The following is a 17,612-nucleotide window of genomic DNA, read 5'->3' on the forward strand; positions in this document are numbered from 1 at the left end:
GGTGCGCTGTGTTACCACATGCGGTTAGCCTTTGATCCATCGAAAAAGCCTCCCGATGGCTCGTTTCATGAGTCTACGGGCTGGTTTCAGGCGGTATTGGTGCTCGCGCCGGCCGCCGTGCGGTCTCGCCGCACGCTCGCTCGCCAACAAGAAAATCAAGGCTGGATATGTCCTCGTACGCCACAAGCGCTCGCCGTTGTTCCACTGTTTCGTTCCGGAACTGCGTCAGGAGCCAGGCACCGTTTTCCGCCCTCCGGGCGCTGACCCGATGGTTTGTCCTGCTGCTGCTGGGCAGCGTGATGGCCTCGGTGGCGCAGGCGGCGTCGTTCAACTGGTCGTCGGCCACCTGCATCACCGCCGGCGGTTGCACCACGGTGGGCAGCATCACCCGCTTCAGCAATGCCGTCGCCGGTGCCAACCCGCGCGACATCCTGCTGGAGGTGGTCGACGCCACCAATGGCGCGTCCGTCTACGCGGCCGCTGTCGGCGGGTCGTCGGGCGGGGTGTCCTACATCGACGGCAAGGTGGGCACGAATCTGGCACCGGGCGCCGTGTCGCAGGTGCGCTTCCGGCTGCGCTTCGTCACGCCGGGCACCACCACCGACAACCCGCTGCCGGGCCCGGTCTACTTCACCAGTCTTGACACCGACGGCATGCAGAGTTCCATCTCGGGGGGCTACCGGGAGCGCTTCGAGGTCATCACGCCGACCTCCACCATCGCGATCGGTCCGCAGCTGGAAAACACCCAGGCGCTGGTTCCCGGCGGCGTGGCCTATTCGCCCGTCATCTGCGCGAACGGCACGGCCGTAGGCTGCAACGACTCGAACTACGGCGGCACCGGCAACTACGTCTTCTACCCGCTGCTGAGTACCACGCCCAATGTCGCCGCGACCGCGGTCTACACGGGGATGGTCGGCAACATCGACTTCGCCTTCGGTCTTGAAATCGCGCCCGTTGGCCCGGGCAGCGTGCGGGAGAGCTTCCGCCAGTACGGCATCGCCGGTGGTGTGCCGGACGCGGACATGGTGCCCTCGGCGATCCAGTGCACGCCCAATCCAGTGGCGTCCGGTGCGCAGACGAGCTGCGCGCTGACCTGCACCAACAACGGCCCGGACGTGGCCATCAACCCCTCCTGCGACTTCACCGGCACGCTGCCGGCCGGCGCAGTGCGCAGTGCCGGTTGCGGCACGCTGACCGGGCTGCTCACCAGCGGCAGCAGCCGGGCCTGCAGCATCACCTTCACGCCCACGGTCGGCGGCCTGCTGAACCTGACCGGCGGGACCGGCGCGCTCAACGACACCAACGGCGGCACCAGCCCGGCCGCCGGCAACAACCCGGCCACCGGTTCCGTGACCGTCAATGCGCCGACCACCGCGGACATGAGCCCGGTCTTCGGCAACCTGCCCGCGCTGCTCAGCCCGGGTGCCAGCTATTCCGGCCTGACGCTGACCTGCTCGAACGCGGTCGGCGGCGCCGCCGCGCTGGCCGCGACCTGCGCACCGACGGCGTCGACCGGCGTGGTCAGCGCCGTGAACTGCCTGCCGGTGTCCGGCAGCAGCGTGGCGGCCGGGGCCAGCATGGTCTGCACCTTCAACTACACCGCGCCCGGCACGGCCGGCGGCAGCGACACCGCCGACACGGCGGTGGTGTTCACCGGCACCACCGGTGCCAGCAACGACGTCACCCCCGCGAACAACACCACCACGGCATCGGTCGGCCTGCTGGACGCGGTCGACGAAGCCACCACCACGCCCTATGGCACCGCGGTCTCGCTCGCCGTGCTGAACAACGACACCCGTGGGACCCTGGCGGCGACCTTCGGCAGCGTGACGCTGACCGTGCTGACCCCGCCCACCCCCGGCTCCACGATCGATCCCTCCAGCGGCGCATTCAGTACCACCGCGGCGACCTTGCCCGGCACCTACACGGTGGGCTACCAGCTCTGCGCCAACCCGGCGCTGACGCCCGCCGTCTGCGACACCGCCACCGCGACCATCGTCGTCGGTCCCGGCGCGGACATGGTGCCCACCTTCGGCGCATTGCCGGGGGTCGTGTACCCCGGCCAGCGCTACACCGGCCTGACGCTGAGCTGTGCCAACGTCGCCGGCGGCGCCAGCGCCGCCACCGCCCGCGGCACGCTTTGCCAGCCGCAGGCCAGCGTCGGCACCGTCAGCAACATCGTCTGCACGCCACTGGTCGGCGCCGATGTCGCCAGCGGGGCCGCGCAAATCTGCAGCTTCTCCTACCAGGCCCCGGGCGCGCAGGGCGGCACCGACGAGCCGACCACCGCCGTGACCTTCACTGGCACGACCGGCGCGGCCAACGACCTCAATGGCGGCCTGACCACGGGCGGCAACAACCTCGTCACGGCAGCGGCCGTGGTCATCGACGCGCTCGACGACACGGCCACCCGCGCGGGCGGCCTGACCGGCCAGACCACGCCGCTCGACACCAACGACCAGATCCCCGCCGGCAGCGTCTTCACGGTCCGCGCTGGCGGCACCTGCGCCAACGCCAGCGTGTCCCCGACCGGCCTGGCAAGCTACGACGTGCCGGCCACCGGTGCCTGCACCGTGCCCTACCAGGTCTGTGCCCCGGCACCGAACGCCACCGCCTGCGACACCGCGACGCTCACCGTCACCGCCACCGGCGCCGACATGGCCGCCACCTTCAGCGGCCTGCCGACGGTGGTGCGCCCGGGCCAGACGCTCACCGGCCTCGGCCTGAGCTGCACCAACGTCGCCGCCACGGGCGTTGCCACCGCGGCCACCTGTGCGCCGACGGTCAGCGCCGGCACGGTCTCGGCCGTCGCCTGCAGCCCCGCAGCGGGGACCTCGGTCGCGCCGGGTGCGGCGATCGCCTGCACCTTCAGCTACACGGCACCCGGCGTGCAGGGCGGGGCGGACGAACCCACGCTCTCGCTTGTCTTCACCGGCACGACCGGCGCCACCAACGACACGAACGCGTCCAATAACGTGGTCCAGTCCGCCGCCACGGTGATTGACGCGGTCGACGACACCATCGGCCAGCCCGGTGGCAGCACCGGCCGCACCACGCCGCTGGCGCCGAACGACCAATATCCGACCGGCAGCAGCTTCACCGGCACCGGCGGCACCTGCGCCAACGCCAGCGTGGGCGCCACCGGCATCGCCACCTACGACGTGCCGGCCAGCGGCAGTTGCACCGTCACCTACCAGCTCTGCGCCCCGGCGCCGAACCAGACCACCTGCGATCTGGCCACGCTCACCGTCACGGCGGGTGCGGCGGACCTCTCGCCGGTCTTCAGTGGATTGCCGCGCGTGGTCGGCCCGGGCCAGCGTTACACGGGTCTGGCGCTGACCTGCACCAACGCCGCTGGCGGCGCGGTGGCGACCTCGCCGACCTGTGCCCCCGAGGCTTCGGTCGGCACCGTCGCCGATCTGGTCTGCACGCCCGCACCGGGCGCCGACCTCGCGGCCGGAGCGGCCATCGCCTGCACCTTCTCGTACACGGCACCCGGCACCCGCGGCGGTGTGGACGAACCCGCCGTGAACGTCGTCTTCCGCGGCCTGACCGGCGCGCTCAACGACAGCAACGGCGGCACCAGCGCCAACGGCAACAACCTGACGCTGGCCTCGGCTGTGGTGATCGACGCGGTCGACGACACCGACGTCCACCCCGCCAGCCTGACCGGACAGACCACCAACGTCGCCGAGAACGACCAGTTCCCGGCCGGCAGCACCTTCACCCGCACGGGCGGCACCTGCGCCTTCGCCAGCATGGCCCCGACCGGCCTGGCCACCTACGACATGCCGGCCACCGGCGCCTGCACCGTCGTCTACCAGGTCTGCGCCCCGGCGCCGGACACGGCATCCTGCGACACGGCCACGCTCACCGCCACGGTGAACTCGTCCGACATGGTCCCGACCTTCTCGGGCCTGCCGACCGCGGTCTTTCCGGGTCAACAGCTCACCGGCCTCGGCCTGAGCTGCCGCAACGCCACCGGCGTGGCGGCCGCCACCGGCGCGCTGTGCCAACCGAGCGTCTCGGTGGGCACCATCACCAACCTGCAGTGCACGCCGGCCACCGGCAGCACGGTCGCCGCGGGTGCGGCCATCGCCTGCACCTTCGGCTACACGGCGCCCGGCACCCAAGGTGGCAGCCGCGAAACCGCGACGGCGGTGGTCTTCACCGGCACGACCGGCGCGGCCAACGACAGCAACGGCGGCCTGACCACCGGCGGCAACAACAGCGTCAGCAGCAGCGCCACGCTGATCGACGCCGTCAGCGACGGCCCGGCCACCGTGCCGAGCACCGGCGCGCGCGTGCCGCTGTATGGCAATGACACGCTCGGCGGCAGCACCATCGCCGTGGCGCAGGTCGTGCCGACGCTGGTCGACACCAGCAGCCTGATCGGCGCGACCGTGGACGCCGCGACCGGCGAACTCGTCATCCCGGCCGGTGCCGCTCCGGGCAGCTACACGCTGACCTACCAGATCTGCGCGGCCAGCGCGGCCACGGTGTGCGACCGGGCGACGGTGCTCGTCACCGTGCAGGGCGCTGACATGGTCCCGACCTTCACCGGCCTGCCCGGTGCCGCCTCGCCGGGCAGCACCGTCACGGGCACGCTGACCTGCGCCAACAGCGGTCCGTCCGCCGCCACGCAGGCCACCTGTGCCGCCACCGGCGCCACGGTCGGCGTCTGCACCGTCGGCGGTGTGACCGTGACCCTGCCGGTGGCCAGCCTGCCAGCGGGCAGCGCCATCGTCTGCGCCATCACGGCCACGGCGCCTGCCAACGGCCTGGTCAACCTGAGCGGCCTGACCGGCGCCACCAACGACCTCCAGGGTGGCACCGGCACCGGCGGCAATAACAGCACCACCGCGGCACTGCCGGTGATCGACGCGGTCAACGACGGCCCGGCGTCCGTGCCGGCGACCGGCAGCACCATCGCGCTGCTGACCAACGACACGCTCGGCGGCTCCCCGGTGGTTCCGACGCAACTGTCGCTCACGCTGACCAGCCTCGGCGGCCTCACCGGCGCCACGGTCGATCCGCAAGGCCGCCTCACGGTGCCCGCCAACACGACCCCTGGCACCTACACGCTGACCTACCAGATCTGCGTCAACCCGGCCACGACCCCGGCGGCCTGCGACACGGCCACGGTCACCGTCAACGTGCTCGGCCAGCCGGACCTGCAGGTCAGCAAGACCCACAGCCCGGCGGTCTTCACCGAGCGCCACACCGGCACCTACACCATCACCGCGCGCAACTCGGGCGGTTTCGCGACCAGCCTGCCGTACACGGTGGTGGACACGCTGCCGGCCGGCATGACGGTCGCGGCGGTGCCCACCGGCAGCGGCTGGGACTGCAGCACGACCGCCATTGGCGCCACCAGCGCCACCTGCACCGCGTCGACGCCGATCGCGGCCGGTGCCAGCGCCACGCCGATCACGCTGGTCGTGAACGTCGCGGCCGGCGCCTGCGCGACGCCGGATGCCAACGGGCTGTGCTCGGTGGCGAACGGCACCGCGCTGGTCAACAACGTTCGCGTCAGCGGCGGCGGCGAGTCCGGCGTCGGCGGCACGGGCGACAACAACACCGCCACCGACCCGACCCCGGTCCAGCAGGCGGGTGCCGTCTCCGGCCGCGTCTGGGGCGACACCAACCACGACCGCGTGCAGTCCGGCAGCGAGTCGGGGGTGGCGGGCATGGCGGTCGAGGTGCTGGATGCGGGCGGCGCGGTCGTCGGCACGGCCACCACCGATGCGCTGGGCGACTACCGCGTCGACGGCCTGGTGCCGGGCCCCGGCTTTGCCGTGCGCTTCCGCGACCCGGTCAGCGGCGCCTACTACGGCCGTCCAGTCTCCAACGACCCGGCCGGTGGCAATGACCCGACGGCCGCCGCCGGCACCGGCGTGGTGGTGAGCGGCGTGATCCGCAACCTCACCGTGCCGGCGGGCCAGCGCGCCCGCATCAACCAGAGCCTGCCGCTGGACCCGAGCGGTCTGGTCTACGGCACCGACAGCCGCGCCCCGGTGGGCGGCGTGCGGGTCGAACTGCTGGACGCGGCGGGTGCGGCCGTGCCGGCGAGCTGCCTGGTGGGCGGCGCGAACAGCGTCGTCACCTCGGCGGCCGGCACGCTGGCAGGGGCCTACGGCTTCCTGCTGAACAACCCGGTGCCTGCGGGCTGCCCGGGGGCGGCGACCTACCAGCTGCGCATCACGCCGACGAGCGACTACGTCGTCAGCCGCACGCTGCCCGCGCAGGCCGGCACGCTGACCCCGCCGGTGGGCTGCACCAACGGCGCGGCCGGTGGCATCTGCACCGTGCAGGCGCAGAACGCGGCGCCCACCGGCAGCGATCCGACGCCCTGGTACACCGCGCTGCGCCTCGATCCCGCCGCCGGCCCGGACGTGGTGAACAACCACATCCCGCTCGACCCGTCCGTGCTGCCGGCACTGCTGGTCATCAAGACCGGCGACCGCGCCCAGGCGGAACTCGGCGACTCGGTGCGCTACACCGTGGTCATCAAGCGCTCGGACAGCGGCAGTGCGCTGCTGCCGGCGCTGGAAGTGGTGGACATGCTGCCGGCCGGCTTCCGCTACATCGACGGCACGGCGCAGGTCAACGGCGTCAGCATCGCCGATCCGGTCGGCAAGCCCGGCCCGGCGCTGCGCTTCTCGCTCGGCGCGATGGCCTCGGGCAGCACGGTCACGCTGACCTACCGCGTGCGGCTGGGTGTCGGCGCGATGCAGGGCACCGGCATCAACAGCGCCCAGGCCACCGGCACCCCCGGCGCCACCTGCGGCACGACGCCGAACGCGCTGTGCTCCAACGTCAGCCAGTACCGCGTCCGGGTCACCGGGGGCGTGTTCGCGGCCGAGGCCTGCGTGGTCGGCAAGGTCTTCGTCGACTGCAACAACAACCACGTGCAGGACGACGAGGAGCTGGGCATCCCGGGTGTGCGGATGTACCTGACGGACGGCACCAGCCTGGTCAGCGACGTGGAGGGCAAGTACAGCCTCTGCGGCCTGGCACCGCGCACGCAGGTGCTGGTGGTCGACCAGACGACCCTGCCGCGCGGCAGCCGCCTGACGACCACGTCCAGCCGCAACGCGGGCGACGCCGGCAGCCTGTTCCTCGACCTGAAGAACGGCGAGCTGCACCGGGCCGACGTGGTCGAGGGCAGTTGCTCGAACCGCGTGCTGGAGCAGGTCAAGGCCCGTCGCGCCCGCGGCGAGACGCAGGGCGTGGACACCGAGAAACGTGGCCAGGTGCTGCGCTTTGACGGCAAGCCGGTCAGCGCGCCGGCCCAGGCCACCGACGGTGCCCGCCAGCGTGGCGGCACGGTCAAGCCGCGCCAGAGCGAAGGAGGCGCGCAATGAGCCGCCACCCGCTGTCCCTCTCCCTGATCCCGAGCCCGCTCCAGAGCCCCAAGACGATGCAAGTTCAGACTCTCCCGCGGCCGCTGGCCCTGCGCGCGGTCGCCGCGGCCGTGTGGCTGGTCGGGGCCGGCTCGGCCTTGGCGCAGACCGCGGACCAGCCGGTCACCGCGAACCGCTACCAGCCGCTGTTCAACCCGGTCACCAGCACGAGCGCCCCGGCGATCGTGCTCGATGGCCAGTACGCCTCCAATGCCCGGGTCGGGCAGCTCAAGGTCGAGGTGCGCGGGGCCGGTGCCACGGCCGACGGTGTCACGCCGGTCAGCATCACCGTGACGGTGCACGACCGCGACGGCGCGCTGCTGAAGGATGCCGTGCTCGTCACCATCGAGCACAGCGGCACCGCCCGCCTGCAGATGCAGGGCACGGCCACCGACGAGTTCGGCCCGAGCCGCAAGGACGCCGACCGCCGCGTGCCCGGCACACAACTCAAGGTCGTCGGCGGCACCGCCACCTTCAGCCTGATCGCCCCGAGCCAGCCCGAGGACGTGCTGCTGCGCCTCACGGCGGGCGAGGCCGAGGTGTCCGGCCTGATCGGCTTCTCGCCGGACCTGCGCGAGATGATCGCCGCCGGTCTGGTCGAGGGCGTGATCGGCAGCACCCGCCGCCGCTACGACAGCGCCATCACGCCGGCCCGCATCGACGACGGTTTCGAGACCGAACTGCGCCAGTGGAGCCGCGGCTTCGACAACGGCCGCGGCCAGGCGGCGGCGCGGGCCGCGCTGTTCCTGAAGGGCAAGATCCGCGGCGACATGCTGCTGACCATGGCCTACGACAGCGACAAGGACACCCGCGCCCGCCTGCTGAACGACATCAAGCCGGAAGAGTTCTACCCGGTCTATGGCGACGCCAGCGTCAAGGGCTTCGAGGCGAAAAGTTCGTCCAAGCTCTATGTGCGCGTCGACAAGGACCGCCACTTCCTGCTCTACGGCGACTTTTCGACCGGCGACGCCTACACCGCGTCCGCCGGCGGTGGCATCGTGGCCGGCACCCGGATGCGCCAGCTCGGCGCCTACAACCGGGTGATGACCGGCGTGCGTGGCCATTGGGAAACGCCGGCCGGTGTGGCCAACGCCTACGCCAGCCGCGACACGCTGCGCCACGTCGTCGAGGAGGTCCAGGCCAACGGCACCAGCGGCCCCTTTGCCGTCAGCGGCACGCAGGCGCTGGAGAACAGCGAGCAGGTGCAGCTCGTTGTCCGCGACCGCAACCACCGCGACACCGTGCTCTCGGTGACGACGCTGGTGCGGCTCAACGACTACAGCTTCGAGCCCTTCAGTGGCCGCATCCTGCTGACCCGCCCGGTGCCCAGCCAGGACGCCGACGGCAACCCGATCTCGCTGCGCATCAGCTACGAGATCGACCAGGGCGGGGCGGCCTTCTGGCTGGCGGGCGCCGATGCGCAGCTCAACCTCGGCGAGCGCCTCACCGTCGGTGGCAGCGCCGTGGAGGACCGCAACCCGAACGCACGCTTCCGCCTGGCCAGCGTCAACACCGGCATCAAGCTGAGCGAGCAGACCAGCCTCGTCGCCGAACTCGCCTTCACCGACGCCGACCTCGCCGCGCTGCGCCCGACGCTCAACGCGGCTGGTGAAACGCCGCTGCCCGGCGGCGACACGTCGATCGGCCGCGCCGGCCGCATCGAGCTGGCCCACCGCAGCGACACGCTCACCGCCAAGGTCTACGCCAGCCGCACCGGCGCCGGTTTCGCCAACACCGCCGCTGGTGTGCAGCCCGGCAGCCAGCAGGTCGGCGCGTCGGCGGCGTTCAAGGCCACCGACACCGTGACACTGAAGGCCGATGCCCAGCGCACCGACGACACCGGCAACGAGGCCCGCCGCACCGGCCTGACCGTCGGCGCCGAGGTGGCGGTGACGCCGGCCCTGACGCTGGGCGGCGGCCTGCGCCGCATCGAGGAACGCGGCCGCATCCGCGGCGCGCTCGCCACGCTCGGTGCCAACCCGAGCGCGGGCAGCTACTTCACGCCCGGCTCGGAAGGCGGCTTCAGCGGCGCGGGCAGCAGCACGCTGTTCAACGTCAACAATGCGCTGGCGTCCACCGGCGCAGCCCCCGGCACCGTGCCTGATCTGGAGGCGACCACCGCCTTCGTCAGCGCCGCGTTCAAGGCCACCGACCGGCTCACGCTGCGCGCGCTGGCCGAGGCCGACGTGACCGGCGACGACCGCCACCGGGTCGAACTCGGCGCCAGCTACCAGCTCGCCGAGCGCACCCGGCTCTACCTGCGCGGCGAGTCGCAGACCGGTCTGTCCTCGCAGTACGCGCTCGACAGCGCCGCGCACAGCAACGCCATCGCGCTCGGCATCGACGGCAGCTACATGGAGGGCGGCAACGTCTTCAGCGAATACCGGCTGCGCGACGCCAGCGACGGCCGCGCCTCGCAGGTGGCGACCGGCGTGCGCAATGTCTGGCATGTCCGCGAAGGCCTGGCGCTGACCACCGGGCTGGAGCGCCTGAAGATCCTCGACGGCACCGGCCAGAACGCCACCGCCGCGGCCCTGGGCGCCGACTACACCGCCAGCGAGTGGTGGAAAGCGTCGGGCCGGCTGGAATGGCGCCGGCTGGATGCCGTGTCCACCAACCTGACGCAGGACAGCTGGCTCTCCACCGTGACCGTGGTGCGCAAGCTCGACCGCGACTGGACCGCGCTGGCCCGCAACTACTACCTGTCCACCGACAACCACGGCGCGCGCCCGGACGGCTGGCAGGACCGCTTCCAGATCGGCTTCGCCTACCGGCCGGTGGACCACAACCGGCTCGATGTGCTCGGCAAGTACGAGTACAAGACCGAGGACAACATCAACGCCACCGACGAGGCGCGGCGCGTCCACGTCGGCGCGCTGCAGGCCAACTTCCACCCGAGCCGGGTCTGGTGGACCTCGGCCCGTGTCGCGGCCAAGGACGTGCGCGAGCGCTTCCCGAACACGCAGGGCGGCGGCGAAGACCGCTACCAGGCGTGGCTGCTCGGCGGTCGCCTGATCTACGACATCACCGAAAACTGGGACCTCGGTCTGCAGGCCAGCGTCATGCACGGCAAGGCCGACGGCCAGACCGGCGCGGCGCTGCAGAAGTCCCTCGGCATCGAGGCGGGGTATCTGGTCAAGACCAACCTCTGGCTCTCCGCCGGCTTCAACTGGGCCGGTTTCAGCGACCGCGACCTGTCGAGCGACTACACCGCGCGCGGGGTCTACCTGCGCCTGCGCTACAAGTTCGACGCCGACCTCTGGTCCGGCAGCAACCCCGACATCAACCGCAGCCTGCCGCGGTGAACGCGATGAAGTTGACGCACATGAAGAACAACACCTCCACCGTTTCCACCGTGTCCACCCGTCTGGCGCTGCGTCCCCTGGTGCTGGCCCTCGGCCTGCTGGCCGCGGCGCCGCTGGTCCGGGCCGATGCCGCCACCGATGGCGCGCTCGCCGCCGACCACCAGGGCTACAAGGTCCAGCAGGACGCGATCCAGGCCCTCAACGACACCGGCCGCCACCGCCTGGCCAGCTACCCCCTGGCCAAAGCGCAGTGCTGGCTCGACGTGAGCTTCCACGAGTACACACGCAACGACCGCTCGGCCTTCCCGCAGGGCGCGCTGGATGCGTCGCGCCAGATCACCGACTACCTCGCCCGCGGCGGCGCCCCCGGTGCGGCCGAGAACCCCGCGCAGCAGACCCCGCTGGTCAACGACGCGCTGAAGCTGCGCGACGACCTGTGGGCGCAGGCCGCCGCACTCAAGACGCACGCCGGCTGGCGCTGTGCCGAGAAGCTGGTCGCGTGCGGCGAGGTCGAACTCGTGCACGCCGGCAACGAGCACCGCCAGCAGGGCTGGCGCCACGCCAAACCGTATGTGCAGATCGCCGAGGACCTGATCGGCGATGCCCGTCTGGCGGCCGAGGCCTGCCCGGCGCTGCCTGTGCCGGTGGCTCCGCTGGTGGAGACGCCGGTGGCCGCGCCGCAGCCGCCTGTCGTGGTTCCTGTGGCGCCGCCGCCGGTGGTGCACGAGCGCATCGTGCTGAGCGCCAACGTGCTGTTCGCCTTCGACCGCCGTGGTCTGACCGACCTGCTGCCCGAAGGCCGCGGACAGCTCGACCAGCTCGTCGCCCGTCTGGACCGCGTCTACGCCCGGGTCGACCGGCTGGAGCTGGTCGGCCACACCGACCGCCTCGGCACCGAGGCCTACAACGCCAAACTGTCGACCGACCGTGCCGACACGATCAAGGCCTACCTGCAGCAGCAGGGCGTGAAGGTGGACATCGTGTCGGTGGGGCGCGGTGCCGCCGAGCCACTGCCGAACCTCACCTGCTCGCAGCGCACCCAGGCGGCGCTGGCGGCGTGCCTGCAGCCGAACCGGCGCGTCGAGATCAGCATCACGGGCGTGCCGCGCTGAGGCGCTGGCCGCCGTTTTTTCTGAAGACCTGACGACGCCCCGGGTACGGGTGTCGGTTGTGGCATGAATGCAGTTATGCTTCAGAACGATCGAGTACCAATTTCGACGCGCTGAAACAGCGGTTTATGACGACCCAGATCTGGCACCAGGTGATTCGGAACGGCATCGAGGACATCGCGGACAACCCGCATGTCCTCGAATTGCTGCGGCACTGGCAGACCGCGCGCGTGGCGCAGCGTCGGCCGTCGATGGCGATGTTCCATGCCGGGCGCTGGCCCGAGCTGTACCCGCGCCTGATGCTGCTGCGCCGGGAAGGCGACGAGTTCATCTACGGCCACTACGGCACCGAGATCGCCCGCTATTCGCAGGGCGACATGACGGGGCGCAAGGTGTCGGACTTCGGCGGGCGCCTGTCGGAGTTTTTCCTGGCCACCTACCAGGACGCCCTGGCGAACGACCAGCCGATCTACACGGTCCATGTCTCGGACCGCTCGCTCGCCGTGTTCACCTGGGAGCGCCTGATCCTGCCGCTGGACAGCCAGGACGGCGAGGACTGGCTGCTGGTCTACGGCCACCCGCTGCAGATGCGCCACCAGTTGCTGGAGTCCGTGCTGGACGCGACCAGCGATGCCTTGCTGGCACTGCGCCGTGTGCACGATGCGCAGGGCGTCGATCTCGGCTGGATGGTGCTGGTGATCAACCCGGCGTTCACGGAGATGTTCGGCATGGCCTCCCGGGCGCTGGTCGGGCATCTGGTGCACGAGACGCTGGCGGACTGGTCGGCGCTCAATGTCGAGGCCGAGTGCCTGCTGACGAGGGCCTCCACCGCGCCCCGGGCCGTCACGCGGGTCCTGCTGACCAGCCAGAACCTGCTGCGCTACCTCGACATCCAGATCCGCCCGCTCAGCAAGGACGGCGTCGTCATCAGCCTGACCGATGCCACCGACCTGCACGAGGCCCAGAAGCGCCTGCGCCATCTGGCCACCACCGATGCGCTGACCGGGCTGGCCAACCGGCGCGAGTTCGATGAACAGCTGCACCTCGAAGTGCAGCGCGCGCGCCGCTCGGGCGAACCGCTGACGCTGGTGATGGCCGACATCGATGCCTTCAAGGCCTACAACGACCACTGCGGCCACGCGGCCGGCGACGACTGCCTGCGCCAGTTTGCGCTGATCCTGAAATCGGTCTTCGCCCGGGAGCTGGACGTGGTGGCCCGCTATGGCGGCGAGGAGTTCGCGATCCTGCTGCCGGGCACCGGCGTCGAGGGGGCGCTCAACCTGACCGAGCGCCTGCTGCAGCGGCTGCAGCGCGAGGCGCTGCCGCACCCGGCCTCGCCGGTGGCCGCGGTGGTGACGGCCAGCTTCGGCATCGCGGCCTTCGGCGCCGGGGGCGTGGACGACGAGATCCAGCTGCTGCGCCGCGCGGATGGGGCGCTCTACGAGGCCAAGCAGACGGGGCGCAACCGGGTCTGTCTCGCGCGCTGAGGATCTGCCATTCCGGCGCCATTGCCGGGCAGAATCTCGCGCACCATGCTCGATGACCTCAAAAAGACCCTCTGGGCCACCGCCGACAAGCTGCGCGCCAACATGGACGCGGCGGAGTACAAGCACCTCGTGCTCGGCCTCATCTTCGTCAAGTACATCTCCGACACCTTCCAGGCCAAGCACGCGGAATTGACGCGGCGGCTGGCCGATCCGGACGATGAATACTTCTACGGTGAGGCCGCACCCGAAGACATCGCCGCCGAACTCGAAGACCGCGACTACTACCGCGAGGCGAACGTGTTCTGGGTGCCGGAGGCGGCGCGCTGGGAGGCCCTGCGCGCGGCGGCCAAGCAGCCCGACATCGGCAAGCGCATCGACGAGGCGCTCTCGCTGATCGAGGTCGAGAACACCAAGCTCAAGGGCATCCTCGACAAGCGCTATGCCCGGGCGCAGTTGCCGGACGGCAAGCTGGGCGAGCTGGTCGATCTGGTGTCCACGATCGGCTTCGGGGCGACGGCGGGCGAGGCGCGGGACGTGCTCGGGCAGGTCTACGAATACTTCCTCGGCATGTTCGCCAACGCCGAGGGCAAGCGCGGCGGCCAGTTCTACACGCCTCGCAGCATCGTCAAGACACTGGTGGCCGTACTCGCGCCGCACCACGGCAAGGTGTACGACCCGTGCTGCGGCTCGGGCGGCATGTTCGTGCAGAGCGAGGAATTCATCGAGGCGCACGGCGGCAAGGTGGGCGACGTGTCGATCTACGGGCAGGAGGCCAACCCGACGACGTGGCGGCTGGCGGCGATGAACCTGGCGATCCGCGGCATCGACTTCAACCTCGGGCGGGAGCCGGCCGACACCTTCTCGCGCAACCAGTTCCCGGACCTGCGCGCCGACTTCATCCTGGCGAATCCGCCGTTCAACATCAGCGACTGGTGGCACGCCAGCCTGATGGGCGACGCGCGCTGGCAGTACGGCGACCCGCCGGCCGGCAACGCCAACTACGCGTGGCTGCAGCACATGCTCCACCACCTCGCGCCGAACGGCCGGGCGGGCATCGTGCTGGCGAACGGGTCGATGAGTTCGAGCCAGAACAGCGAGGGGCAGATCCGCGCGGCGATGGTCGAGGCGGATGTGGTGGAGGTGATGGTGGCGCTGCCGGGGCAGTTGTTCTTCAACACGCAGATCCCGGCGTGTCTGTGGTTCCTGGCCAAGTCCAAGCGGGTGCGGCGGGGCGAGGTGCTGTTCATCGATGCGCGCAAGCTGGCGACGATGATCAGCCGCGTGCAGTGCGCGCTGACCGACGCGGTGATCGAGCGCATCGCGGGGACCGTGGCGGCTTGGCGCGGTGAGGGCGGGGCGGGGGTGTATGCCGATGTGGCGGGGTACTGCCGCAGCGTCCGGCTCGCCGAGATCGCCGAGCACGGGCATGTGCTGACGCCGGGGCGCTATGTGGGCGCGGAGGCGGTGGAGGACGATGACGAGGACTTCGAGGCCAAGATGCGGGGGCTGACGGAGAAGCTTGGCGAGCAGATGGCGAAGGGGGCGGAGCTGGATCTGGTGATTCGCGAGAAGATGCGCGGACTGGGCTATGAGTTCTGATTCACGGAGGCCACACCATGTACCAAGCCATTGAAGCTGTCTGCCGGGCCGGACAGATCGTTCCGCTGGAGCCTGTGCATTTCGAGGAAAACGAGCATCTGGTGATCGTGCGCATGCCGGCCGCTCGGCCGGCGGCTGCTTCGCCCGCGGGCGGGGGCGATTGGCAAAGTCTTGCCGGTGTCCTGAAAGATTCGCCCCATTGGAATGGCGACCCGCTGGCCGTGCAGGAGGCGATGCGCCATGAGTGGGATTGATCACCTGCTGGACACCAACATCGTCATCGGGCTGCTCAAGGGCAGCGAGCCGACGGTGATGCTGGCCAAGGCGTCAGGGCTGGTGCTCGCGCGGGCGGGGGTGAGCCAGATCACGCGCATGGAGTTGCTGGGTTTTCCGGGTCTTGGGGAGGTCGAGGAGCGGGCCACGCGGGCCTTTCTGGGGCTTTGCCAAGTGGTCGCGATCAGCGATGAAGTGGAAGCCCGGGCCATCCGCCTGCGTCGCGCGGGGCTGCTCAAGTTGCCCGATGCCATCGTGGCCGCCAGTGCGCTGGTGACGGGGGCGCAACTGCTGACGCTCGATCAGCGTCTGGCGCGGGTGATGGCGAATGAGGTCTGAGTGCGCGATGGTGCAAGAGGTGCTTGCACAAATGGCTGGATCTGGTGATTCGCGCCAAGCTGGGAGGGTTGGGGTATGAGTTCTGAGTGGCCGATTCTTCCTCTGGAAAAATGCCTTGATGCGCTGATTGACTACCGGGGTAAAACCCCTGAAAAAACTGATTCAGGTGTCCCGCTAGTAACCGCTAAAATCATCAAGGGCGGACGTATAGAAAAGCCTTTCGAGTTCATCGCATCTGAGGCTTACGACTCGTGGATGCGGCGCGGAATTCCGAGAGCGGGTGATGTCGTATTGACGACTGAAGCTCCACTTGGTGAAGTCGCTCAACTTGGTCGCGAACGAGTTGCACTCGCACAGCGTGTGGTTACTCTGCGCGGAAAGGCTGGCCTGCTGGATAGCACGTATTTGCTATATCTTCTCCAAACAGAAGAGATGCAAGAACAACTCAAAGCACGAGCAACAGGTACAACTGTTTTGGGTATCAAGCAGAGCGAGCTTCGAAAAATATCTGTGTTGCTCCCTCCAATAGGAATGCAGCGATCCTCTGCTGCAGTGCTTGCTGCCATCGACGAACGAATCGACATCCTGCGCGAAACCAACACCACCCTCGAAGCCATCGCCCAGGCGCTGTTCAAGTCGTGGTTCGTCGATTTCGATCCCGTGTACGCCAAGCAGCAAGGCATCGCGCCGGCGGGGATGGACGACGCCACGGCGGCGTTGTTTCCGGATGGGTTCGAGGAGTCGGCGTTGGGGTTGGTGCCGAAGGGGTGGCAATTGATGCCATTTTTGGATGTGTTCGAGATAAACCCATCTCGAACCTTGAGAAAAGGAAAAATTGCGCCGTACCTTGACATGGCGAGCGTGGCAACCAGTGGTCATCGGACCGATGTTCCTATCCTGCGAGAAATGGGATCAGGTTCCAAGTTCAAGAACGGTGACACCCTTTTGGCGCGCATCACGCCTTGCCTTGAAAATGGCAAGGCGGCATTTGTGGATTTTCTTGATGACGCCCAAGTCGGCTGGGGTTCTACAGAGTTTCTTGTCTTGAAGCCAAAAGGCGCATTGCCGGATTACTTTGCATATTTGTTATGCAAGCACAAACCGTTTCTAGATTTTGCGATTCAGAGCATGGTCGGCACCAGCGGTCGCCAACGAATACAGAACGATGCACTAGGCCAATTTCCCGTGGCTGTTCCGTCTGATGCGATTGCACATGCTTTTGGCGATGTCGTGACAGCGGCGCAGAAGGCGATTGCGTCGAACCACGAGCAAGCCCAAACCCTCGCCACCCTGCGCGACACCCTGCTCCCTCGCCTGATCTCCGGCCAACTGCGCCTGCCCGAAGCCGAGGAACAACTCGCCGAGGCCATCGCATGACGGCCACCCGCAAGACCCCGCCCGCCGTGCCCGAGGGCTACAGCGACTGGCTGGCGCAGCTCAAGGGCCAGATCGCGCAGGCCCGGCAGCGCGCCACGCTGGCCGTCAACGCCGAACTCGTGCACGTGCCGCATTCGGCCTTGGCACAGGAAGCCCTCAAAGACTCGCACCTCTTCGACCTCCTCGGCCCAGCCGACGACGCCCACGAGCGCGAGATCGAAAGCGGCCTGATCCGCCACATCACCCGCTTCCTGCTCGAACTCGGCGCCGGCTTCGCCTTCGTCGGCCGGCAGTTCCGGCTGGAGGTGGCCGGCGACGAGTTCTTCATCGACCTGCTTTTCTACCATGTGCGCCTGAAGTGCTACGTCGTGGTCGAACTCAAGGCCACCGCCTTCAAGCCCGAGCACGCCGGCCAGCTCAACTTCTACCTCTCGGCCATCGACGCCCAGGTGAAACAGCCCGACGACCACCCCACCATCGGCCTGCTGCTGTGCAAGCAGCAGAACCGGCTGGTCGCCGAATACGCGCTCTCCGGCATGGCCAAGCCCATCGGCGTGGCCGAATACCAACTCATGCGCGAGCTGCCCGACAACCTGGGCCGCAACCTGCCGAGCATTGCCGAGATCGAGGCAGAGCTGGCCAGCAGATAACCGCCACACACACAGAAATTTCGATTTTTTGAGCACGTCAGCGTGAACCTGCACAAGAATCGCCCAT

The 17,612-nt window shown here is 69.4% G+C and carries 8 protein-coding genes and 1 pseudogene; all 9 read left to right on the forward strand.

Features of this window, described 5'->3' with window-relative positions; translation table 11 throughout:
- Positions 1–299 precede the first annotated feature (299 nt).
- Positions 300–7,367 (forward strand): SdrD B-like domain-containing protein, encoded by a 7,068-nt coding sequence (locus tag AABN02_RS07390; protein WP_338414304.1) that lies wholly within the window; start codon positions 300–302, stop codon positions 7,365–7,367.
- On the forward strand, positions 7,364–10,711 hold the full coding sequence (locus AABN02_RS07395; RefSeq protein ID WP_338414280.1) for a hypothetical protein: 3,348 nt from the start codon (positions 7,364–7,366) through the stop codon (positions 10,709–10,711). Before AABN02_RS07390 ends, AABN02_RS07395 begins: the two co-directional genes overlap by 4 nt.
- 5 nt (positions 10,712–10,716) lie before the next feature.
- On the forward strand, positions 10,717–11,823 hold the full coding sequence (locus AABN02_RS07400) for an OmpA family protein (protein ID WP_338414281.1): 1,107 nt from the start codon (positions 10,717–10,719) through the stop codon (positions 11,821–11,823).
- Between the two features lie 125 nt (positions 11,824–11,948).
- On the forward strand, positions 11,949–13,307 hold the full coding sequence (locus AABN02_RS07405) for a sensor domain-containing diguanylate cyclase (protein WP_338414282.1): 1,359 nt from the start codon (positions 11,949–11,951) through the stop codon (positions 13,305–13,307).
- Between the two features lie 45 nt (positions 13,308–13,352).
- Positions 13,353–14,906, forward strand: coding sequence for a class I SAM-dependent DNA methyltransferase (locus AABN02_RS07410; protein WP_338414283.1), 1,554 nt, complete (start codon positions 13,353–13,355; stop codon positions 14,904–14,906).
- Positions 14,907–14,923: 17 nt separating this feature from the next.
- Complete coding sequence (locus tag AABN02_RS07415) at positions 14,924–15,160, forward strand: antitoxin family protein (protein ID WP_338414284.1); 237 nt, start codon at positions 14,924–14,926, stop codon at positions 15,158–15,160.
- Positions 15,147–15,518: a type II toxin-antitoxin system VapC family toxin gene (locus AABN02_RS07420; protein ID WP_338414285.1), complete on the forward strand. Its 372-nt coding sequence runs from the start codon at positions 15,147–15,149 to the stop codon at positions 15,516–15,518. Before AABN02_RS07415 ends, AABN02_RS07420 begins: the two co-directional genes overlap by 14 nt.
- A gap of 75 nt (positions 15,519–15,593) precedes the next feature.
- Complete coding sequence (locus AABN02_RS07425; RefSeq protein ID WP_338414286.1) at positions 15,594–16,895, forward strand: restriction endonuclease subunit S; 1,302 nt, start codon at positions 15,594–15,596, stop codon at positions 16,893–16,895.
- 128 nt (positions 16,896–17,023) lie between these two features.
- A pseudogene (locus AABN02_RS07430) lies at positions 17,024–17,545 on the forward strand (DUF1016 domain-containing protein); the annotation flags it as partial.
- Positions 17,546–17,612: the final 67 nt, after the last annotated feature.

Source organism: uncultured Sphaerotilus sp. (assembly GCF_963924895.1).
Taxonomy (GTDB): Bacteria; Pseudomonadota; Gammaproteobacteria; order Burkholderiales; family Burkholderiaceae_C; genus Sphaerotilus.